This window comes from Portibacter marinus (assembly GCF_021533195.1).
Classification (GTDB): domain Bacteria; phylum Bacteroidota; class Bacteroidia; order Chitinophagales; family Saprospiraceae; genus Portibacter; species Portibacter marinus.
On record NZ_JAJNKB010000001.1, the window covers coordinates 451,189 to 474,251 of the forward strand.

Annotated in this window: 15 protein-coding genes; 3 read left to right on the forward strand and 12 right to left on the reverse strand. The window is 39.6% G+C overall.

Features of this window, described 5'->3' with window-relative positions; genetic code table 11:
* Positions 1–191: 191 nt before the first annotated feature.
* Genes L2567_RS01970 through zwf form a run of 4 tightly spaced genes read right to left on the reverse strand, consistent with a single transcriptional unit; the run spans position 192 to position 3,303 of the window.
* Positions 192–641, reverse strand: coding sequence for an RES family NAD+ phosphorylase (locus L2567_RS01970; protein WP_235296006.1), 450 nt, complete (start codon positions 639–641; stop codon positions 192–194).
* Positions 642–650: 9 nt separating this feature from the next.
* Positions 651–1,073, reverse strand: coding sequence for a type II RES/Xre toxin-antitoxin system antitoxin (gene parS, locus L2567_RS01975; protein WP_235296007.1), 423 nt, complete (start codon positions 1,071–1,073; stop codon positions 651–653).
* Between the two features lie 42 nt (positions 1,074–1,115).
* Positions 1,116–1,832, reverse strand: coding sequence for a 6-phosphogluconolactonase (gene pgl, locus L2567_RS01980; protein ID WP_235296008.1), 717 nt, complete (start codon positions 1,830–1,832; stop codon positions 1,116–1,118).
* A complete protein-coding gene (gene zwf / locus L2567_RS01985) occupies positions 1,816–3,303 on the reverse strand; it encodes a glucose-6-phosphate dehydrogenase (protein ID WP_235296009.1) in 1,488 nt (495 codons plus the stop codon). The genes pgl and zwf overlap by 17 nt, the downstream gene beginning before the upstream one ends.
* 118 nt (positions 3,304–3,421) lie before the next feature.
* Here zwf and gndA point away from each other — a divergent pair, with 118 nt between their 5' ends.
* Positions 3,422–4,828: an NADP-dependent phosphogluconate dehydrogenase gene (gene gndA / locus L2567_RS01990; RefSeq protein ID WP_235296010.1), complete on the forward strand. Its 1,407-nt coding sequence runs from the start codon at positions 3,422–3,424 to the stop codon at positions 4,826–4,828.
* Between the two features lie 420 nt (positions 4,829–5,248).
* Here the strand turns inward: gndA and L2567_RS01995 are convergent, their stop codons facing one another.
* A complete protein-coding gene (locus L2567_RS01995) occupies positions 5,249–11,434 on the reverse strand; it encodes a T9SS type A sorting domain-containing protein (RefSeq protein WP_235296011.1) in 6,186 nt (2,061 codons plus the stop codon).
* A 206-nt stretch (positions 11,435–11,640) separates the two neighbouring features.
* Between L2567_RS01995 and L2567_RS02000 the strand changes: the two genes are divergently transcribed.
* Both L2567_RS02000 and L2567_RS02005 read left to right on the forward strand, forming a co-directional pair.
* Entirely contained in the window at positions 11,641–14,190 is a 2,550-nt protein-coding gene (locus L2567_RS02000; protein WP_235296012.1) for a T9SS type A sorting domain-containing protein, read from the forward strand.
* Positions 14,191–14,261: 71 nt separating this feature from the next.
* Positions 14,262–15,458: a pyridoxal phosphate-dependent aminotransferase gene (locus tag L2567_RS02005; protein ID WP_235296013.1), complete on the forward strand. Its 1,197-nt coding sequence runs from the start codon at positions 14,262–14,264 to the stop codon at positions 15,456–15,458.
* A 14-nt stretch (positions 15,459–15,472) separates the two neighbouring features.
* On the opposite strand, the gene L2567_RS02010 is transcribed toward L2567_RS02005, so the two are convergent.
* The 7 genes from L2567_RS02010 to L2567_RS02040 all read right to left on the reverse strand — a co-directional run bounded on the left by L2567_RS02010 (position 15,473) and on the right by L2567_RS02040 (position 22,970).
* Positions 15,473–16,129 (reverse strand): TrmH family RNA methyltransferase, encoded by a 657-nt coding sequence (locus L2567_RS02010; protein ID WP_235296014.1) that lies wholly within the window; start codon positions 16,127–16,129, stop codon positions 15,473–15,475.
* The gene (locus L2567_RS02015) at positions 16,122–17,492 is read right to left on the reverse strand and encodes an ABC transporter substrate-binding protein (RefSeq protein ID WP_235296015.1); all 1,371 of its coding nucleotides are present in this window, start codon (positions 17,490–17,492) and stop codon (positions 16,122–16,124) included. Before L2567_RS02015 ends, L2567_RS02010 begins: the two co-directional genes overlap by 8 nt.
* Positions 17,449–18,990, reverse strand: a complete 1,542-nt coding sequence (gene guaA, locus L2567_RS02020) for a glutamine-hydrolyzing GMP synthase (RefSeq protein WP_235296016.1) — start codon at positions 18,988–18,990, stop codon at positions 17,449–17,451. Before guaA ends, L2567_RS02015 begins: the two co-directional genes overlap by 44 nt.
* 48 nt (positions 18,991–19,038) lie before the next feature.
* A complete protein-coding gene (locus L2567_RS02025) occupies positions 19,039–19,803 on the reverse strand; it encodes an OmpA family protein (RefSeq protein WP_235296017.1) in 765 nt (254 codons plus the stop codon).
* Between the two features lie 120 nt (positions 19,804–19,923).
* Positions 19,924–20,856: a transcription antitermination factor NusB gene (gene nusB, locus L2567_RS02030; protein ID WP_235296018.1), complete on the reverse strand. Its 933-nt coding sequence runs from the start codon at positions 20,854–20,856 to the stop codon at positions 19,924–19,926.
* A 114-nt stretch (positions 20,857–20,970) separates the two neighbouring features.
* Complete coding sequence (locus L2567_RS02035; RefSeq protein ID WP_235296019.1) at positions 20,971–22,434, reverse strand: DoxX family protein; 1,464 nt, start codon at positions 22,432–22,434, stop codon at positions 20,971–20,973.
* Complete coding sequence (locus tag L2567_RS02040; RefSeq protein ID WP_235296020.1) at positions 22,431–22,970, reverse strand: DUF1599 domain-containing protein; 540 nt, start codon at positions 22,968–22,970, stop codon at positions 22,431–22,433. The genes L2567_RS02035 and L2567_RS02040 overlap by 4 nt, the downstream gene beginning before the upstream one ends.
* Positions 22,971–23,063 lie beyond the last annotated feature (93 nt).

A 23,063-nucleotide genomic window follows, 5' to 3' on the forward strand; every position in this document is an offset into this window, starting at 1 on the left:
CTAAATCAATACCTCTGAGTGTGAACTCTCTTTTCAAACGTGAATAACCTGACTCCAGCCGCTAAGTACAAATATCTTGGCTACAAAATTTCTGATCAGCATTCACTTTTCAACCATGCCTACTTCACGGTTCTAAATATAATTAATTTTGAGAGAAAAAGTCTTGACACCCAAAGGTACAGTGGATTGTGCTACTTTTTAATTCTGGGGTCGAAATCGAAAGGTTCAACATCAATAATGCATATTTTTTTAAAATCAGAATGTTGAGGATTCAGAAGATAGTTGTATTCGTGCTTAACAATGGATGAAGGTACCCTAAGGACTGCCGTTTCACATTCTTCTAACCATTGATCACCCATCGCCTGGCAATGCCGAAAATGTTGAAATTCATGCCAATTGGCCCTCAGTTTAGACGTATCTAAATTTAATACCTGCAGACTGTCCGGCACATGAATGACCATTGTTCTAAAGTTCTGATTTAAGCCCTCTCCTGAACGATGTACTATATTTTCAAGGCTTGCTAATGCTCTGGATGAGGATGTGTATACCACAAACTTTCCTTTGGAATTCCATCTTCCGGGATATCCAGAACCAGTCATTACGTCCGACCACTTCTTTAAAACGATTCTGAAAACTTCCATCTATGAATACTAAGCTAGTGCGCCATATTCAATTCTCAATAATTCTTCTTCTATGAGATCCATGCCTGTGATGGTATTCATAAAGGCGAGTGGTCTCTTATTCCCCAAACCAAAAGCGGGCTTTTCCATCCAAACTCTAAATGAAGCCATGGAGCCAAATACCTCAAGTCCTTTCTCCATCACACTGACAATCTTTAGCGCTACCTCACTGTCCCTGGCGTTCAGTTTTTTATTCTCCTTCCTGTACCTCAACATGGTCTTCAATGACATGTCAAAAATCTCTTCAGCAAGATAGTTCTTGCTGATACCGGACAATTCAGCGATTTCAAAAAAAATGTCAGAATCTACACCGTGATTCGCTTCATTAACAATACTATAGTCATCCTCGATACTGCTTTTATACTTCTTCAGAAACTTCGTACTAGGTGCCATGATCAATAATTTTATACAAAATAGGGATATTTGTCCACAAAATCAAGACAAATGTCCAGAATCTTCATCTAGGCACCACGTTAATGTACCAGAAACAGGATTTACATGTGCAGCGGGATAGGCTTTATAGCCATTTTTCTTGTTTAATATCTCATCAACTTTTTCTGCCTTGCTCGAACCCGTTACCAAAAATGCAACCTTTCGGGCCGCGTTGATGACTTTTCCAGTTAGCGTTATCCTTTTCTGGCCACTTTCAGGATGAGTAGCCACTTCCGTGGTATTCGCAGAAGTCCATAAGTTGATTTCATGAGGAAAAATGGAAGCTGTATGTCCGTCATCACCCATACCCAGGATTAGCAAATCAAAAATGGGTACCCCATCCTTAGTGATCATATGTTGATACATTTCTTTGCTATACCGCTCTGCCTCTTCAGCAGGGTCATTTTCACCTTTGATACGGTGTATGTTCTCCGGGGGAATATTAATATTTGAAAATAAATGATCCACAGTCATTTTATAGTTAGACTCACTATCCTGAGGTCCCACACAACGTTCGTCCCCCCAATAAAAGTGGACATTTTCCCAGTCGATATCCTCGCGATGGTTTTCAGCGATGTAGTCGAAAATAGCTTTAGGTGTACTGCCCCCAGAAAGCGCTATGTACACCTTATGCTCGACATTAATGATTTTCTTAAGTTCAGCTGAAAATGCTTTCGCAAGCTCGTGTTTATCCTCATAAATTTTAATGGTTGGTGTCATCATCATATTTTTGTGGACTGGTCCATTCATACTTCCCTAACAGCTTGTCAGCTGCCTCTGGGCCCCATGATCCAGCCGGGTATTCATGTAATTCAATGTCATTTTCATTTTCCCAGGCATCTAATATTGGATCGACAAACGCCCAGGCCTCCTCTACTTCAGCGCCTAAGGCATATAGTGTGGGGTCACCTTGCATTACATCCAGCAATAGACGTTCGTATGCTTCCGGCACCTCAGCCTCTGAAAGATCGGAATAGTTAAAATCCATGTCCACGTTTTCAACCTGAAAACCCTGCCCGGGAAGTTTCATCCCAAAATTCAAAACGATGCCTTCATTGGGCTGAATTCTGATGACCAGACGATTGTTCTCTTGCTTACCATCAAATAGATTTTTAGGAGATGGTTTAAAGTGAATGACTACCTCTGTCACTTTGGTAGGCATTCTCTTTCCGGTTCTCACGAAAAAAGGTACTTTCTCCCACCGCCAATTGTCAAAATAGAACTTTATCGCAGCAAAAGTCTCTGTTTTGGAATCCTTGGGTACACCCTCCTCCGCTTTATAACCTTTCATGGTTCCTGAGGCAGCATATTGCCCACGCACGGTGTTCCGTCTTATCCTGGACGGAGTCCAACCCCTCAGGCATTTTAAAACTTTCAACTTTTCTTCTCTGATCGCATCTGCTTCTATGGCATGTGGAGGTTCCATAGCTACCAATGAAACAATTTGCATCAAATGATTTTGAAACATATCTCTAAAAGCCCCCGATCCATCGTAATAACCACCTCGGCTCCCTACCCCATCACTCTCAGCATTGGTGATTTCAACCCTTGAAATGTAATTTCTGTTCCACAATGGCTCAAAAATGCTGTTTGAAAATCTGGTAACCAAAAGGTTTTGAACCGTCTCCTTTCCGAGATAGTGGTCTATTCTGTAAATTTGACGCTCTGAAAAACATTTTAGTAGTCCTTCATTCAATTTGTGAGCTGATTTTAAATCATAACCAAATGGCTTCTCTACTACGAGTCGCTTCCAGCCCTCTTTTTCGTCGGTCAGGCCCGCTTCACTGAGATTCTCAGCTATTTTAATATAGATGCTGGGAGGGGTAGATAGATAAAATATATAATTAGGAGGAATGTCATTTTCCTGTGCCAATTGCTCAATTCTTTCCTTTAATGGTTGATAACTGGAACTGTAATCACCACCAAGATCCTGATAGTAAAGTTGCTTACTGAAATCCTTGATACAAGCATTCTTCGCTCCGCGCTCCTTAGCAAAAAACTCGCTTTCATTCAGAACTTTGTCTCTAAAATCTTCGTCAGTCATGTCGGTTCTACTGGCACCTAAGACTATGAAGTTCTTTGGTAAATAGTTGCCCTTGCATAAATTGTACAATGCTGGGATCAACTTTCTCGCAGTGAGATCTCCAGAAGCACCGAAAATGACAAGTATCTGATCGTCTATCTTATTCATAAGCTTTGAACGTGTTGGATTTTCTTTTGTTTACGAAAATAGAAAAGTAGAAGGATAAGAATAGAGAATTACTATTTTTGAAAGATATAGAACAACTGACTAACAATAAAACAAAAAAATGAAGTACGATTTTGGAATGGTGGGCCTCGGTGTCATGGGCAGAAATTTTATTCTTAATGTAGCCGAAAGTGGATTCACATCCATGGGCATGGACCTGAATAAAGAATCAGTGGAAGCATTGATTAGTGAGGGTGGCGACACGAACAAGGTAAATGCAACTACGAAAACAGAGGAGTTTGTGGCGTCTCTGAGCTCTCCACGAAAAATCATGATGTTGGTCCCCGCAGGTAAAGCTGTCGACTCAGTGATCAATAGCCTGCTACCCCACCTCGATAAGGGTGACTTGCTGATAGATGGTGGCAACTCTTTCTACAAAGATACAGACCGACGGGAGGAAGCGTTAAGCAAAAGGGGCATTCACTTTCTGGGCGTAGGTGTTTCAGGTGGTGCGGAAGGTGCCAGAAAAGGTCCCAGCATCATGCCAGGAGGATCTGCATCCGCTTACCAGTATATCAAACCTATTTTTGAAGCTGTTGCAGCTGATGCCTGGGACGGAGAACCTTGTGTGGCTTACCTGGGACCCAAGAGTGCAGGCAACTACGTAAAGATGGTGCACAATGGCATCGAATACGGCATGATGCAGCTAACAGGAGAAATCTACGATGTATTGCGAAAAGCAGGCGGATTGAGCAATGATGAATTGCACAAGATTTTTAGTGAATGGAATGAAGGAAGATTGAAATCGTTTCTTGTAGAAATTACTTCCGAAATATTCAGCCAGAAAGACGAGGAGGGGGATGGCAGGTTGATTGACAAGATTCTCGACAAAGCCAAGCAAAAGGGTACTGGCAAGTGGACTTCTCAAAATGCGATGGACATTGGCATTCCTGTTCCTACTATTGATATCGCGGTAACCATGCGGGCAATCAGTGCGCTGAGAGAGGAAAGGGTTAAAGCAGATGAGCTTTATGATCGACCTGATGTTCGAAAAATGGATAAAGATGAATTGGTAGATTGGGCTGAGCAGTCGCTTTATTTCGGGTTCATTTGCGCTTATTGCCAGGGGCTTCATCAGTTAGCCGAGGCATCGAAAGAGTATGAGTACCATTTGGATTTAGCATTGATTGCAAAGATCTGGAGAGCGGGCTGTATCATTCGAGCAGAATTGTTGGAAGACATCATGAAAGCATTTAATGAAAATGAACAAATCGTTAACCTTCTGATGGCACCGGACTTTATCAATAAGGTCAATGGCACGGTGGGATCAGCAAGAAAATTGGTGCTCTATGCGATGGAATGTGCGATTCCGGTTCCGGGGTTAGCCAATTCTCTTACTTATTTCGATGCATTTACAGCAAGTGAATTGCCTTTGAACCTGATCCAGGCACAGAGGGACTATTTTGGTTCTCATACTTATGAAAGAAAAGACAAAGAAGGGAGTTTTCATACAGAATGGGGAAAATAAAAGAAACTGGAGCAAAAATTTTCTTGAATGAGCTTGGTTGGAATATAAAGCGTATGGTTTAAAGATGTAAATCATCATCCAAAATCATCAATTGCTCCAGTTATTCTTAGTCTAAGTGTGAAATTTCCTCATGGTGCAATTAGATATGAAATCTGATCAGTGAGGACACTGACCAGATTTCTAACAGTTTTGGTTATAAATTGTAAATCGAGTATGCTCAAAACTAACATCCATTTAGTGATGTTATTAAGCTGTGTAAATTCGTGTTATATCATCTTATAAGTCAAGGACTGTTCCAACTTCGTATTCATATTAAACATTTCATTAATGTGAAGTTACTTTATCATCAAATGTAATGTGTAAATGGCTGTAAGTAAGATGAATCGGGTGATTACTTCGCAGTAAAAGATTAATTAATATTTATTTCACATAAATCATCTTACCCGTTTCCTCGGCTCCATTTCCAATAATCTTATAGTAATAAACTCCTGGTTGGGGTAAGTCTGAATTACGAATCACGAATTGTTGTCTTCCTGATGAATAGCTCTCTTGATGAATCAAAATAATCCTTCCCGAAATATCAAAAATCTGAATATTAATCATTTCCTCAACACCGAGCGAGAAATCTAGTCTGGTGAGAGTTCTGAATGGATTAGGTTTATTTTGGTATACTACCAAGCCCGGTAATTGATTTGATTCTATACCTTCTGTTCTAAATTGCAAGTCAATACTGCGTACTTCACCCGAACGCATGTATACCTCTGGTATAAGCTCTGAGTTGTCTATACCTATGAATTCACTAATCAGGCCATCATCTAGAGCTTCCATTTTAAAGCCATAAATCCATTGACCCGCATCCAACTCAAAACCTTCGATATCATCAAAACTAATATAGATCCGTCCTGCCTGTTCATCTACCCTCAAGTGTTCATCTCTGAGAAGAGCAAGACCGTTAGTAATGCCGCGAAACTTTATCATCGAAGGATCATAAGTTAAGGCCAACTGAAAGCCTTCTAAAACTGCCTCGTGATCCAGGCTAAAATTCAGCTCGAATCGCTCCCCTGCCGATACCATTTTATCTGAGGTAAACATGGTTATTGGTGCCGATCGACTGACAGTCCCGGTATTCGACGAACCTTGATAAGAATCATTGACATCCCCTATTTTTATACCTATTAAATCTGCGTCATAGACAAATCCATAGTGATCCTTCATTTCGATATATTCTGGAAATCCCCAGGGCTCCAAAGGATTAGGAAAATCATACGCTTTATCAACAAAACGCCAGCTGGTGTTCTTAGGAAAAGTCTTATTCAGACCCAGAATCAATTTTCGAATCTGTATCAGATCTAGCCCCGAAACAGTTTGAGAGTTACTGACATCAGCCGCTATCAGCTTATATGGATCAGTAATACGCTGCAAACCCAGGATGTGTTTTTGAATCAAAATAATATCCAGAGTTGATACCCCAGGTCTATAAGCGTCATCATGAACTGGTCGTATCTTAAAGTTTAGCCCTTCTGGTATATTATTAAATGCATAAGAACCATTTTCATCTGTAAATTCTAATCCCTGGAAATCGGAATCCGACTCCATCCTCATTTCCACATTCTCCATTTTGATGTCATTCTGAAAACTGACGATTTCTCCACGTACGTCTGTGTATCCAATCTCAGTATCAGGGCATATGTCAAAGTTGTCATTGACCTTCACCTCCACTGCACAAAAGTCCTGATTACCAGCTTCGTCTGTTACCCATACTTTGAGCGGGATCAGTTGCTGTATGCCATTGCCCATTTGATCACAGCTCACCGTAAAACTAGTATCGGTCGTGTCTTTAGAAAAGGAAAAAACTAAATTTTCCTGCGGTGTACAATTGTCGAAACTGCCGTTGTCATAATCCACAGCCCATAAAGCAATTTCTCCGCCTTGTGGCATGATAGCGGTCGCAATTCCTGAATAGCAATAAGGAGTAGGTGGTTTACAATCTTCTACAGTCACCAGGTATTTTTCAATAGCAACGTTACCACAATAATCTTCCACTGTCCAGTAAACCTGATAAGTGCCTGGTTCCCAAATCACATTAATTTTATTTCCCAGCCCCTGAATGTCATAAATGCCATCCAGATCTAGATCTACTCTCCATTTGTAAAACAATTCTTCGGTACAGTCATCAGTCGCATTCACTTCTATTTCCACCGGCCCTTCACAACTATTGTAAATACAGACTGTGGTGTCCTGATAATCTTGTTCAAAAACAGGTTTAACATTATTCTCTACATAAATGACCTGAACATAGTGCCATAATCCAATTCCTGTAGACGGGTCATATTGACACCAATCCAAAACCTCCCACTGTCTATGAATGGCCAGACACGCACCATCGCCATACTCAAAGATTTTATCTTCATATTCTGCAGCAAGCTTGGCACAATTCTTATCTATGTACATGGGTCTGCCAGTTACAGAGGTGTCAATATCTACATTTACACAACCTTCTATAGTGATTTTTTCTGGCCATATAATCTGCTCTTCCGTAAAAGGTTTCGCATCGGCCACTGTTATGATTTGTACATCCTGATCAGTCATACCATTGTTATCAATAGCCGTAAATATTCTTGTAATGGTACCTTTACCACAATCTAAATCCAATTCGACTTCCTCACTCACTTCAATGTAGCAATTATCTACCGCGTAGCCATCAAGTCCTACGGTACCGCTGTTAAAAGCATCATTGATAATAATGGGCTTACGCGGTTCATCATTGATCACCACTTCACCAAAGATAGATAGATCATCGTAATAAAAGCCATGATTACAACTGATCGTTAAGTCTGGTGGTGCAGCAACTACAGGGAACAATTTATCATTCAAGGTTACTTCGACCCAGACGACATTTACATTACCATGTACATCTTCCACCAAGAATTGCACATTCATGGTATCTCCCACTTCAGCACAACAAAAGTCCACATAATCGTTAAACAACAAGTCGTTGTAAAGGTAGTCTCCCGGTTCACTTCCACATGAATCGGTCTTCTTGCGTACCTTCATCAATTTAATACCACAATTGTCGAAACTGCCATCGTCAAAGTTTTCAGCATAGATTCTAGTGGTTCCGTCCGAACCAATACTGGCTACCGTGTGTAAATCTGCGATGGCGAATGGAGCTTTATCATCTTCCACAGTGATCGTGGTATAACATGTATCTCTGTTGCCACAAGCGTCAAAAATATAGTACTCTACTGTACTTTCGCCCAGCGGCAAACCATTGGTTACATTGTTCTCATCAACAGGGTGACCCCAGGGATCATGATCGTCTGTGATAATTTTAGCTGAAAAATCGGTTTCGTTACAATTATCCTGCATCGTTGGAGGTGGTAAGATAATCAGACCCGTGTTACACTCATACGGCGACGTATAGACCGTCAAAGGAGCCGGACATACGAAGGTCGGAGGCTGTTTATCGGTAATCTTTATGACTTGAAAATCCTCCCTGGTTTCACTGGTACACCAATCGAATATTCTCCAATGCCGCAAAATCTTAAATGTTGTCCCACATCCTTCTACATAAGTATCTTCAAAACTCACCTGAATTTTGTCGCAACCTTCCAAGCCTAGTCCGCCTCCAGCAGATGGATCTGTAGATGGATGTCCATTAGGCAACGACGGATAATTGCTATCGCAGGCCAGCGATGGTAATTCAATATCATCTCTGTTCAGAGGAAAAATAAGGTCATCAATATCCTCACGCAATACATTGATGGTATCAGTACAAGCATTTTGATTGCCTGACTCGTCGACTACCTTCCAATATCTGTAAATGATCCGTTCCAATCCCGTATTACAGTCCTGCTCTACAATGTTGTCGGTATAAGACAAAGTTACGTCCGAACAGGCATCTACACCTGATAAAATAAAAGTTCTATCGTCCACAATGATCGGATCCTCAAAAGGTACCGGATAACCAACGCTATCGGGACTTGCATCTTCTGCGCACGAAATGGTGTAATTATCACATTCAATAAGCGGTATGTATTTGTCTTCTATTAGAAGCTGACCCCAACATGTATTATTACAAGCTGTTCGAACCGTATAGGTGATGGTTTTGCCAATGTAAAATTCGTTGACAACGGCATCAGGAATAATGAAGCCCCATTGATCTGTCAATTCTACTGTAAATAAATCTTCAATCCCATGATCATTTTGTAATAATAAGTCTGGCGTAATTTCAGACTCGCAAAGCTCATTCAGTGAAATATTTATCTGATCAAAGCATACGACTTGTGGGCCAGCGCCAACTGAAATATTGACATCATCTACAAATTCACAGTTGTCCTGATCAGTAATGGTCACAAAATATCTGGTGGTAGAAGCCGGTCTTACGTCTATCGAAGGGCTGATAGCACCATTACTCCAGGCATAAGAATAAGGAGGTTCGCCTCCACTAGCATTTGCTGTCAATGTGAAATCTTCCGGAAAGCAGGTACTGAGATCTGCTCCCAAATCAACCCGCAAGTCGTCTACTACAAAACCAAGACAAATAGAAGATCTGTTGCCCAGATTATTTTCGACAACTACTGAAATAAAATTTCTTCCTGTATTGATACCTTCTGACTGGAAGCGGATAGTCAGTCCGGCAGTATCTATAATCTCAGCGACACCCATCATTCCACTTTCTTCAATGCTTATCAACTGATGCCCGGCACCACAGCTTTCTACTTGAAAGGTATACTCAAATGAGCTTCCATTGCAAATGGTGTCTAATTCAATGTATTCTATTGGCAATCCGGTGGCGACATCCAGAAAATCAATACTTGCTCTGTAGGAGGTTAGATAGGAATAGACGGCTGCATCATCAGAAGCGGCAATAAATCCAGCTGTAAAATTAGTAGACGCCGTTAAAATATTATCATTTTGTAAGTCAGTTTCTTGTAGTAGAATGGTTGAAAACCCGGGGAATCCCGGGACAGGCCGCTGGATTCCGGATACTGCAGAGCCATTTAGCCTCAGGCTATTGATTCCACCATTCGGTATGACAATGGTCAACAAATGTTCGTTTGCGCTTCCCAATTTAGAAAATTCCAGAATGTTGTCACCCCTACAACTTCCCAAAGGTGGCACTACAGCCATTCCCACGTTTCCACCATTCTGTCCGGATATATGATAAACCATTGCAGGACGAGAAGTTCTTAAATAGAGTGGTTCTCCAATATTTCCGTCCAGGGGAATTTGATAGTAATCGCCTGCATCGATGGTAGAAGTCTGAATGAAAGCGCCATCGATAAATAGATTGGTTCCGTTTTCTATCGGTACCACTATGGCATAGTCCTGATCTGCGTCATTGCCTGATCTGGTCAATACATAATTAGTACCTGCATTAGAGGCGGGTATAATTTGATCCATTCCTCCGTCTTTTTCCAGAGATCCATATGCTGAAGTATGCTGTGAACCACTGATCACTGCGATATTTTTAGTGGCGCTCACCAGTGCTCCGGATACTGAAACATTATTATCATCGTCCTTGATCAAGTAACTTTCTCCTCTGTCCAACCTGACGGTATGTGGACTTGAAATTCCTGTCATGGGGATATCAAATTCAAACGTAACGTCAGTATCATCTTCAGATGCCATGACGGAAATAAAGTGTGCTTCTTTCTGCGAAACCGTTTGAGTGGTCGCAATTCTGGTATTGGTTTGAGAACCAACTCTAAATCCTCTTCCCAGTCCTTCACGACCTCGAATAGAAATATGATTCTTATTTAATCTGCCATCTGTAAAGTAATTGATCTCTATGGGTACATCTGAACTGACAATAAATCCCTTATCTCTTTGAGTGAGATTGGGTGCAGATGTTTGCAAATAGGTTAATGGTATGTCTTGAATCAAAGGGTTACCATTGGTTATGGTAAAGGATTGATTATAAGAATTATCCTGTGTACGAACGGATATGGTCGCTTGAGGAAACCGAGTCGAAAATTTAAGGCTTGCAGGACCATTGAGGTCACTGTTGTTCACTGTACTTAACTGCCAAATGGGAGGGATATAATAATAATGTCCAACAAAACAATTCTCCACAGACGGCTCAATGAGACAATCTGGATCTGCCTGATCGACCAATCCATCGGCGTCATTATCAATTTCGTCGTTACACCGTTCAAAACCTCCCTGAGGAGGAGCAAGACAGTATATATCTGCCATCCATCCTGAGCTGGTGCCTACAGATCCAGATTTAAATTCAAAGGTTAAGCAGGCTCCGTTGCCTCTGATCAATGAATTAATGGTAAATTCTTCACCGGGATTATTCAACGACCCGCTGTATTTTCCGATAAGATTTGAAAAAGTGGAGGGTCCGTCATAAACGTAGAGTGTATCGGGAATAGATTGACTACTGAGCGAAAACTCTTTAAAAAGTGCCCTCATCTTACCCCCATTATCGGCGCAGTAAGTGACCAGATAGTCTTCATTATTGCTATAATTACCATCAGGACCACCGGTATCATAGAAGGTAGAGCTACAAGTATTCATGACTTGAGCAGCCGAAACTACTGATAACAATAGCATGGACAGTAAAATACACGATTGATGATAAGTTCTATAAATCAACTTTAAACATATTATTGATTTCTTTAATGCAAAACATATGCCGAAAAATTTTAATATGTTACTGGATGGTTGTGAGTAGTGCTATATCGTCGTCTTCTAAATGACCTTTGCGGAGGTTTATATAAAATTAAAATCATAAAAGCAGCGTAACTAAACCTTCGTGTGTCTTTACTTCAAATCCAAACACAAAGAAAAAATACATTTCTATGAAACAGATATTCATCCTTTCGTTTCTCCTAGTATTGTCCAATGCTCTTTTTAGCCAAGATCAATGTGGTCTGCAAAATTTCGCTTATAATATCCATCACAATGGAGATGAATTCTATTTTATATTGCACGAACCTACTCCTGACGTCCTGGTAGACAATTACACTGTTATTATTAATGATGAAAAATATGAAAGTGACCGGGTAGAATTTGCACCTTTCAAAGCAGACTGTGTAACGAATTACAGTTTGAAAGTGCAGCACAAGGAACTGGACTTTTGCAGTGTATCGGCAAATGTAGGTCCCGTCTGTGCTCAAACTGACGAGTGCAAGATCGGTGAGATTTTCTATTCCGTTTCTGAATGCGATTCATCAGGCTTAGCGTTAATCGAATTAAACTTTGAGTACCAAAACACCTCAGAGGCTTTTGTAGTGAGAGGAAACGGCGAGACCTACGGTGAGTTTAGATATGACAACCTACCTATTGTAATTGGTCCCCTAGAAGCTCAATGTGATAAACCTTATGAGTTCGTAGTGGCAGATCAGCAATTCGAAAATTGCAAAAGCTTTATCGAAGAGGTTGTTCTTTGTTGTCCAGATCAATGTCTAGAGCCAAAATTTGAAATTATCTCTCAGGAATGCACAGACAGTCTATTATTTATGAAGCTGAGGATGCGAGAAGGAAGCTTTGGAACCAATATGACGGTACAAATCAATGATACTTATGTCAATGACTGGAAGCTGGATGGCCCTTACTTATATCTTGAAACATTTTACCCTTTCATTACCTCAACCAATACCATCACAGTTTGTAATATGGGTTTTGCCGATGTCTGCTGTTACAGCGAAACTTTCGAAATGGATGGATGCGGATCAACAGATCAATGTCAGATTGGTGGCATCGAATATTGGATAGACGATTGTGAAGAAGGTGATGAGACTTATATAGGTCTTGATTTCAGACATAATAGTAATGTAAGTGATTCCTTCGATGTAAATGGTAATGGAAATCATTATGGAACATTTGCCTACAAAGATTTACCTGTAAAAGTTGGACCCTTTCAAGCTGCCTGTGACGTCATTTATGAATTGGAAGTAAGAGATAGCAAGCAGGAGGCCTGTTTCTCTGTTTTGGAAGACCTGAATATTTGTTGCGGTCAGGGATGCCTCGAGCCTATTTTTGAAATTGTAAATCTGGACTGTAGTAATGCCGAGCTTAGAATGAAGTTAGAATTGATTCATCCATTGCCAGGAAATGGCTTGAAAGTGACTCTGAATGGTGCTGACAGTGTGTTTTATGTTTTGGAATACCCCTATGTCTATATCGAGTACCCCATAACAAGTGATCAAAAAGAGTATGAACTAGAATTGTGTGTTTTCACCAACGCATCCGGCGCATGTTGTTATGCCGTTGCTTTCGATATAGGTGAATGTGGCAGCAATAATGAATGTCGTATTGGTAACCTGCTTATCGATCCATATGCTTGTGTTGATACTGGAATACCTGCTTTCGCTTTAGACTTTGAGTATGCGAATGTGGGAAGCGAAGGCTTTACAGTTAAAGGGAATGGCCGGAACTATGGAACATTTAAGTATGAAGATTTACCGGTCTTATTAGAAGTGGAAGATGACTGTGATGTATTTTATGAGTTTGTAGTAACAGACAATGAAAAGCCATGTCGAGCAGTTGTCGAATTCGGTAATTATTGTTGTAATGATCAATGTTCCTTTAGGGCTCGTGATCGAAGAACCAAATGCGAAGATGGAATACTCACTGAAGTGGCATTCTTTCTTGAAGAAGATACAGATCCATTAAAAAGATATGAAGTCTTCGTCAACGGCGACAGTTTAGGTGTAATAGAGGAAAACAACATCTTTTTTGAATTTTCAACGGAAATAGCATTGCAACCTAACGAGCCAGTCATCTTGACCATTTGCGATTCTGACTGTTGTGTAGAGTACGAATTAGAGGTCAAAGAATGTCTACCTCCTCCTACCTCATGTACCATTAACAGTGTGGAAGTCAAAGAAGTATCCTGTAGTGATAATGGTCTTAATTTGATTCTGGATTTCAATCATGCAGGTACAACCAGTGAATATTTTGAAGTATACTCCTTATTGGGTTCAGTAGGCAAATTTAAGTATGCTGATTTGCCGGTGAAAATTGAAGGGTTCCCTAATGCCGGAATAGGTTTCAATCTATTGTTTCTATGTGATCAGGGCACACTCTGTTGTCAGGCGCATTTATTTAATACACCACAATGTTTACAAACCGATGGTAGTGAAGTCTCCAAGGTAAGTGAAGAAAAGCGAGAAGAGCAACATCGATACCTCCTTCAAAATCCTGTGAATGAAGAAATAACTTTGATTTCACCTGTCGAAGCTAATCGCTATCAAATCTATGATTCCAGAGGAGAAATGGTATATACTGAAAAGGTTTTTGCAAAAGAAAGTAAATTGGAGTCAAGCCATCTAAAAGCAGGATTGTATATCGTAAGAATAGAAAATGAGCGAGGAATCAAGCTTGAAAAATTAATCATTGCAAAATAAGACGTAGGAAATTTAGAAATTGATACATTTGCTTCCATATTGTTACAAAATACGCAAGCGCTAAAACAGATATGGAAAAGCAACTTTCAGAAAGAGTAAGAGAAATGTCAGAGTCGGCGACTATCAAAATGGCTCAGTTGGCGAGAGACTTAAAAGCTAAAGGAAAAGATGTCATCAGCTTAAGTCTGGGTGAGCCTGATTTTGATACCCCGACGCATATTAAAGAAGCTGCGAAAATTGCGCTGGATCATGGCTACACAAAATATACGCCTGTTCCTGGATTGATGGAATTAAGAGAAGCCATTGCTAAAAAATTCAAAAGAGAAAATGGTCTGGATTTTAAGCCCGGCCAGATTGTTGTGTCAAATGGCGCGAAGCAGTGTATCTATAATCTTTGCATGGCTTTACTGGATCCAGGTGATGAAGTCATCATCTTTACTCCTTACTGGGTATCCTATGCAGATATTGTGAAGTTAGCGGGAGGGGTTCCGGTATTTATTAACAGCTCCATAGAAAATGATTTTAAAGTCAGTCCTCAAGAAGTAAAAGACGCATTGAGCGCAAAGACTAAGGCCGTTTTATTTTCTTCCCCTTGTAATCCAACAGGCACGGTATACACAGCTGAGGAATTGGAGGCCATTGCAGAAGTAATTGGAGAACGAAAAGAAGTATTGATTTTTTCTGATGAAATTTATGAGCATATCAATTTTGGTGGACCTCATGCAAGTATAGGTTCTTTCGAGGTTGTGAAGGATCAAACGGTTACCATTAATGGTTTCTCAAAGGGTTACTCCATGACTGGATGGAGGCTTGGATACATGGGTGGACCTGAATGGATTACTTCCGCATGCGCTAAAATTCAGGGACAAGTGACATCAGGTGCCAATTCTTTTGGCCAGAAGGCTGCTATCGATGCCCTTGAGGGAGATCAAAAGCCCACAGAGGATATGAAACAAGCCTTTGAGCAAAGAAAACAACTCGTTCGTAGTCTTTTACAGGATATTCCAGGCGTCAAAATCAATGATCCACAAGGTGCATTCTATCTTTTCCCAGATGTAAGTGCTTACTTTGGAACAAGTTATGGTAATTATACCATCGAAAATTCCGAAGATTTTGCTGAGTATATACTTCAGGAAGCTTTGGTCGGGGTAGTGGGAGGCAGTGCTTTTGGAGCAGATGATTGTATTAGAATTTCCTATGCCGCATCTGAAAGTGAATTGAAAGAATGTCTGAGAAGAATAAAGGAGGCGCTTGCTAAATTAAAGTAGAATCTTGCTGCGAATTACTTTTTATTGCTGATAATCCTGGCAAATTGTCCCTTATGTTGGTTCAAGTTTCTAGATCTATAATCCTGATGCAAAGCCTTCTGTTCTACTGACATTTCATGATTTTCGTAAATACCTGCCTCAACCCTTTGGCGGAGTGCCTCGTAACATGAGACTGCACATGCCACAGATATATTTAAGCTTTGCACCATACCAAATTGTGGTATAACAAAATTTCCATCAAGCTGCTTGATTACCTCTTCACTTAAGCCAGAGTGTTCATTACCAAATACTATGGCAGTGGACTCCAGAAAATCCACATCGTATAAAGAGGTGCTGGACGTTGAAAGGTGAGTACCAATAATTTTATTGCAGTGTTGACGTATGTCATTAAAACATCTCCGGCAATCATCATAAACGAATACATCTACCCATTTCCTTGCACCAGAAGAAGCATTGATTCCCAATTCTATTTTTTCCCACACTCTAGCGTCTGTTACGATCATGTACATTCTGGGAATTCCCACCGCATCACAGGTTCGCATAACAGCTCCTATATTGTGAGGATCATGTACATTTTCAAGAACTACTGCTAAGTCAAGCTGCCTTCTGGAAGCGAGATCCTTAATTTTATTTGCTCTTTGTTCCGTTAGATGAATTTGAAAATCAGTCAATTTTTACAAACTTATCACCTATATACTGGACCAGGTCCAAATGCTTATTTTCGAGATATTTTACATTTTCAAACTTCTCGTCTCCCTCGTCAAAAACTTTCTGTATATCGTAGGCGGTTTGCAGGTACCTGTCTCGATCTAATTCCAGGTTTAATTGAAAATTAATGCCATATTTAATCAAATTGCGACCAATAAAAGTCATCATGTCGTATCCTTCGAAAGCGTCTGAGGTCGGAAGTGCACCATAATTGTCGTAAAACTTCCTCATAAAGGATTTGACCCTCATATCTTCCCAATCCACAAATTCTGAAAGGCAAATTCTCATATTCAAGTTCTGATAAAAGTCAAATTCTATTTTATCGGAATCAAAAAGAATAGGCATACCATATACGTAGACATCCGTATTGCGTTTTTCAATATTCAAAGTTCTTAAAACCGAGTATATAAAGGACTCATCATCATAATTCCAATTGGGCAAAATAATCGCCTTTTTGCCACCATTTTCAAATAGATCACCAAAAGCTCGCATACCCTCACCTAACGGGCCCTCATCATAGAAACATTCTTGCAAAGGATCTGAACTGCTAAAATTATTCAAGGCAGCGTACGTTTTCTGAAAATACTTAAATCTATTTTTAGCGGCATCGTTGTTTCGGCCAATCAGGACAATTTCATCTGATTTGAAGTTTTGATGAGCGTGTTCGATCAATTTAAAGTAATGGGAAGACAATGAAGCTCTCAGCTGAATATAAAAAGGGTTGTCATCTGTTATTCTTGTACTTGATAACCAGGGTGAAACCACAGCAATCATATTGTTCTTACCATATTCCGCTGCTAATGACAACGCATCCCGATCATAGGGTCCTACTATGACATCTGTGCCTTCAAAAGCACTGCTTTGCAATTTCTCAGCTACTGTTTCTTCCGATCTTTCACTGTCAACAACATTGACTATAAACTTGTATCCTTCATCATCAAATTCTTCCAATGCAAGTCTGACTCCGGCGTAATAATTAACAAATTTTTCATCGCTCAGGTCATTTGCATCGAATGTGGCATCCTGAGCATTAAATGGTAGAAAAAGACCAATTTTATAGGTCTCCTTTTTATAACTAGAATAATCTACATCGGGCTCTTCAACTTCAGCATCTTTTCTAATCGGTGGAATCTCTGTTTCGGGAACCTTTGAAATGTCCAAGGTATCAATGGTTTGATCCGTGCGATCCTTCACGACCTTATCTTTATTGCTATTATCTCTGGTCTTATTGAATAATCCACAGCCTGAACTGAGTAAGGTGATTAAAAATAAGACTACTATTTTACTCCCATTCGATCGTCGCAGGCGGCTTTGTGCTAATATCATAAACTACTCTGTTGATACCTTTTACTTTATTAATAATTTCACTTGAAATTCTAGCCAATATTTCATGCGGCAATCTACTCCATTCTGCAGTCATGCCGTCTACGGAATTCACAGATCTTAACGCAATGGTATATTCATAGGTTCGTTCATCCCCCATAACACCAACGGATTGAACCGGAAGTAATATTGCTCCAGCTTGCCAAACTTTATCATACCATCCTGTTTCTCTGAGTATAGATATATAAATGTCGTCGGACTCCTGGCATAATCTGACTTTTTCCTTGCTGATTTCTCCAAGAACTCTGATGGCTAAACCCGGTCCTGGAAATGGGTGTCTCGAAAGGATATACTGAGGCAGAGACAATTCTGCTCCGACTCTACGTACTTCGTCCTTAAACAGCATCCGCAGGGGCTCTACAATCTTCAAATCCAATTTTTCAGGAAGACCACCTACATTATGGTGAGATTTTATGGTGACAGAAGGACCATGTACACTGACTGATTCGATCACATCAGGATAAATCGTTCCCTGACCTAACCATTTAATATTATCTAATGCTTTAGCTTCCTTTTCAAAGACTTCTATAAATACTCTACCTATTATCTTACGCTTTGTTTCAGGATCTGAGACTCCTGCCAATTGATCTAAAAAAGCATCATTTGCTCTAACACCTTTAACATTTAAGCCCAATCCCTCATATGATGACAACACTTGCTCAAACTCGTTTTTCCTCAGCAATCCATTGTCAATGAATATGCACTTGAGTTGATCACCGATTGCTTTGTGCAGCAACATCGCTGCGACGGATGAATCGACCCCTCCTGAAAGTCCCAATACTACGCCGTCATCGCCAATCTTATCACGTAATTCACTGATGCTTTGGTCTACGTAAGATGCTGGAGTCCAGTCACCTTGACATTGGCATATGTTTCTTACAAAATTAAATAAAAGTTCTTTTCCTTCAAGCGAGTGTGTCACTTCCGGATGAAATTGTATACAATACACCGGATGTTCGTAAACACCTTCGATGGATCTATAGGCAGCTACAGGAATAGATGCAGTGTGTGCAATAATTTCAAAGCTTTCCGGAAGTGCTTTAATCGTATCTCCGTGTGACATCCACACTTGTGTTTCCCTCTTTAAACCATTCAACAGCGGGTCATTTGTCTGATCAATAGACATCATAGCCTTGCCGTATTCTCTGTGGTCAGATTTCAGGACATCACCTCCCAGATTTTGAGCAATGTACTGAGCTCCATAGCATACTCCGAGTACAGGCACTTTTCCAATAAACTGGTCCAAATCGATTTGCAAAGCATTCTCATCTTTTACTGAAAAAGGGCTTCCAGATAGAATGATACCTTTTATCGACGGGTCTAATTTAATGGTATTGGAGAAGGGCTGAATTTCACAATAAACATTAAGCTCTCTGAGTCTTCGAGCTATCAATTGTGTGTATTGAGAACCGAAGTCCAGGATGATAATTTTAGCTGTCATATAAAAATTTCAATATGGCAGCAAAGATAGGAAAGTATATGAAAGAATTTAATATATGAGTAACTGGACTCTATTATTCGCCCAATCTTCATTATTTGATTCAGAAATAGTAATCTTCGAACGATCTATACCATAAGCCACCAGTTGATCCTGAATTCCCTTAGCTCTATTTTTCGAAAGAACCTTACTGATGTCTACCGTCTCAGAATAGAAACTTTTGATTTCAGCTCTTAACTCCTCATTTTCTTTCAGGATAATTGCAACTTGATTCAATTGGTTAACAACAGAAGGAGATAAAGTTGCATCTCTATGATCGAATGCAAATTCGTAATCATAGTTAGTAGGTCTGGTGTCTTCTCCTTTAGGCAGCATCTCTTCCTCTGATTGGACCGTTGCTTCTGCTATCATTTCATCCATCTCTTCTTCAGCGGTTAATTCACCAGTCGCCTGTTCATCTGTTTCCATCTCTTCCTCTTTAGATTTATCCATCTTAGATCCATCATCTTCTGCCATTTGAGGTTTGCTGTCCAGGTCAAAGTTAACTCGTGATTTTTCGGAAATACTCATATCTGGTAGTTGTGCTACTTCTACAGCACTCATAACAATCGCTTGTGGGGTCACATTGTTAAGGGCTGTATAACTATTCGGTACTTCTTTTATAAATGCGAGAATTTTGCCTTTCTGAGTCATTCTGACCAGATGTGCTTCACTCTGATACAATATAACGTCTTCAATGACTTTTGTAGATTCTTGCGCGCTCACATTCAAAAAAATGAAAGCCAGAATAATCACAGATGAAACTTTCGTTTTCATATACATAGGATTAAATGCATTGGTTTATGAATACAATTTGCGATTTTTTTGCTTTGATAACAACTCTAAACGTACGAAGCTAACCAAATTGTCTGTACAAATGTGAAATTATGACACTTTTTAATCTATGAGCCCCCTACCCTCTTTGACGATCATGCCTTTTTCGTTAAGGTCGGTCATAATCTTGTCAAGGATGCCATTGATAAAATCTTTACTTTTAGGAGTGCTGTAAAGTTTGGCTACCTCGACATATTCATTTAGTGTCACTTTAGTTGGAATGGTTTTAAAGTGCATCAGCTCTACGATCGCCATTTTCAGTAAGATCATATCCAGAACTGCCAGGCGTTCATGGTCCCAATTTTTAAGGGTTGGCTTGATCAATTCGAGTAATTCTTCGTCCAATTCAAAGCACTTTTCCAATAATTCCTGTCCAAATTCCTTGATGGTCTCGTCTTCGGGAAAGAAGGTCTGAAAAAAGTGTTCTTCAGCTGGAAGTCTCTTGATACTTTTTTTAATGGCACCAATGATCAAAGATTTATCATCAACCCATTCGGAGTAACTGTCTTCCATTACCTCATTAAAGTATTCACTCTTACGACAGTGTCTGTACAACTCCAAAAGTATATCCAGATGCTCTTTCTTACCGCTGTCTTTGATAATATACTTCTTATACTCTTCTTTCTTAGAAAACTCCTTGTACACTTTTCGGCAAAAGTCTTTATCCGCCTTATTTTCAAAGTGCAGTTTATCAAATTTCTTTCTTAATAAAGCATTTTCATCAATGGACTGAATGATCGGATTTTTAAAAATCTTTGGAGTAAATGCCTTATCATAATCAGATGGCAGGTGCTTACCCTTTCTCTTCTCCTCATCTTCTAGAGCGATACTGCAAATTCTATGTATGGTATATAGATTAAGAAGATAGAGGTTAAATGTATTCTCTATAGACCCAAAATACTTCTTGGTTGCTTGATCAAGTTTAAGATTTTCATCTCTAGACAATGCATATAGCAACTGCATCACCTTTATCCTTACACATCTTCTACTTAGCATATTATTTCAAAGGGCTCTTATATTATATAAATTCCTAATACAAATAAAGGTCATTTTTTTTGAAAACTAGTTGTATTCAACAAAAATTTACAGCATTTGTATTTTCTTCAAGACTTAAATACCCAATTTAGCCTTAACATTGCCGAAACTTGGTAATTTTTTCACATGCCACTTATCTACGATCACGCCATCTTTTACCATTACAATGCCTGGATTAGATCTAATAATGGTTTTTAACAAGATATCATCAGCCGTATAATAGGTAGCATCTGGTCCCACTTTATCTGCAAATTCCATGACCTCATCCTTTCCAAACTTTCCTATAAATACATGAGCTGGAATACCACTTTCTTTTGCAGCTGCAACAAATGGATTGACTGTTTCCTGAAACTTTTCTACATAATCAGCATCCCATTCCATTTCATATCCCTCCCTGGTTTTCTCTTGTATTTCGGAAACCGTTTTTACTCCGGAGGTATCTGTTACAAAAGTAGTGTCCTGATAGCTAATTTCGGTCAATTGCGACTCACCTTTCAATTTGTGGCACACGATCCAAAGACTATATCCTTCTAAAGCCAGCAATTCATCAGCAGAATCATAACCATCCAGGGAAGTTACCTCAAAATCACTAATCTTGGTAGGTTCAATGGCAGGCTTTGTCTTTACTTGATCCAGTACCGTCCATTCAGACTTTGGATACTTACTGTATTCCTTTAAATATACTTCGTAAGGCAACTCTACAATTTTTGATGGATCTTCATTGCTCTGTAACTTGTATGCTACTACCTGTACATTAGCGGCAGCCTCCATCTCCTTTTCCTTGATTCCCTGTATATCATTTCCTACTTTAAAAGGACGGAAATCGGAGTGTGGAATATCCCACTTATAATTACTGAGACAGTATATAAATAAGCTGATAATCGCTATACCTAAAACTCCTGTTCTGATTTCTTTAGTAAACAGTTGATGCATTTTATTATACCTCGCAACGAAAATGAAAGCTGGAACCAGAAGTGCCAGATCTTTAAAGAATGAAATTCTTGGCTTCAACTTGACAAAGTCGCCAAAACATCCACAATCCGTGACTTTCATATTGGTTTCGTTATAGGCCGCCCAACTTCCAAACTCGAAAAAATTGACACCTTGTGGCACAAAGCCAGTCAAAAAAGTAAAGCCTGTAAGGATGGTGAAGAACATAACAAGCCCAAGAAATACCCAGGATGTAAATCCGCGTCTAATTCCAAGAATTAACATGATACCCAATGCTATTTCCAGGATAATCATAAACACCGAAAAGCCTACTGAATATTCAGCAAGAAAAGGAAAAAGCGGACTCAGAAAAGAGAACCAGGTTGGCTCAAAAACGGCATTAAACTCCGCGAAGTATTGTTCCATCTTATAAGCCGTTCCCAGCGGATCAACTGCTTTAACCCATCCTGAGAAAATAAACAAGGCACCACAGTAGTTTTGAAGAAAAGTCAAAAGCCAATCCTTCTTTTCCTTTACTAAAAAACCTACACCTATCGTAAGAAAAACCGCAGCAATTCCTACATAAATCAATATTGTCGTTAATGTCATCTTTCTTTTAATTTAATCAAAGCAAACAATGCATAATTAATGATATCCTGATAATTTGCATCTAAGCCTTCAGATACGATCGTTTTTCCATCGTTATCCTCTATTTGCCTGATTCTCAATAGTTTTACTAAAATCAAGTCTGTTATGCTACTCAACCTCATTTGCCTCCATGCCTCACCGTAATCGTGATTCTTAGCAATCATTAGATCCCGAGTGCTGCTCACATACTTATCGTAAAGTTGTTCGAGTGCTGCCTGATCTAGATCTGGTTTTTCAGATGACCCTAATTCCAATTGGATCAATGCCATAATGCTGTAATTCACCAGACCGATATATTCGGACTCTACTCCTTCCTCTACTTTACGGACTGTATTTTCTTCCAGACTTCTAATTCTTGAAGCCTTGATATAGAGTTGATCCGTCACAGAACTTGTTCTTAAGATCCTCCAGGAAGCACCGTAATCTTTAGCTTTATTCAGAAACAACTCCTTACATTTTCCTAACACATCATCATATGATGCTAAAGTTTCTTCCACCTGGTTTTCATTTACTTACTTAAAAACGAGGCAAATATCTTAAAAAATTATGTATACAGATGTTAATGAGTCCATAATAAATATTTAATACGA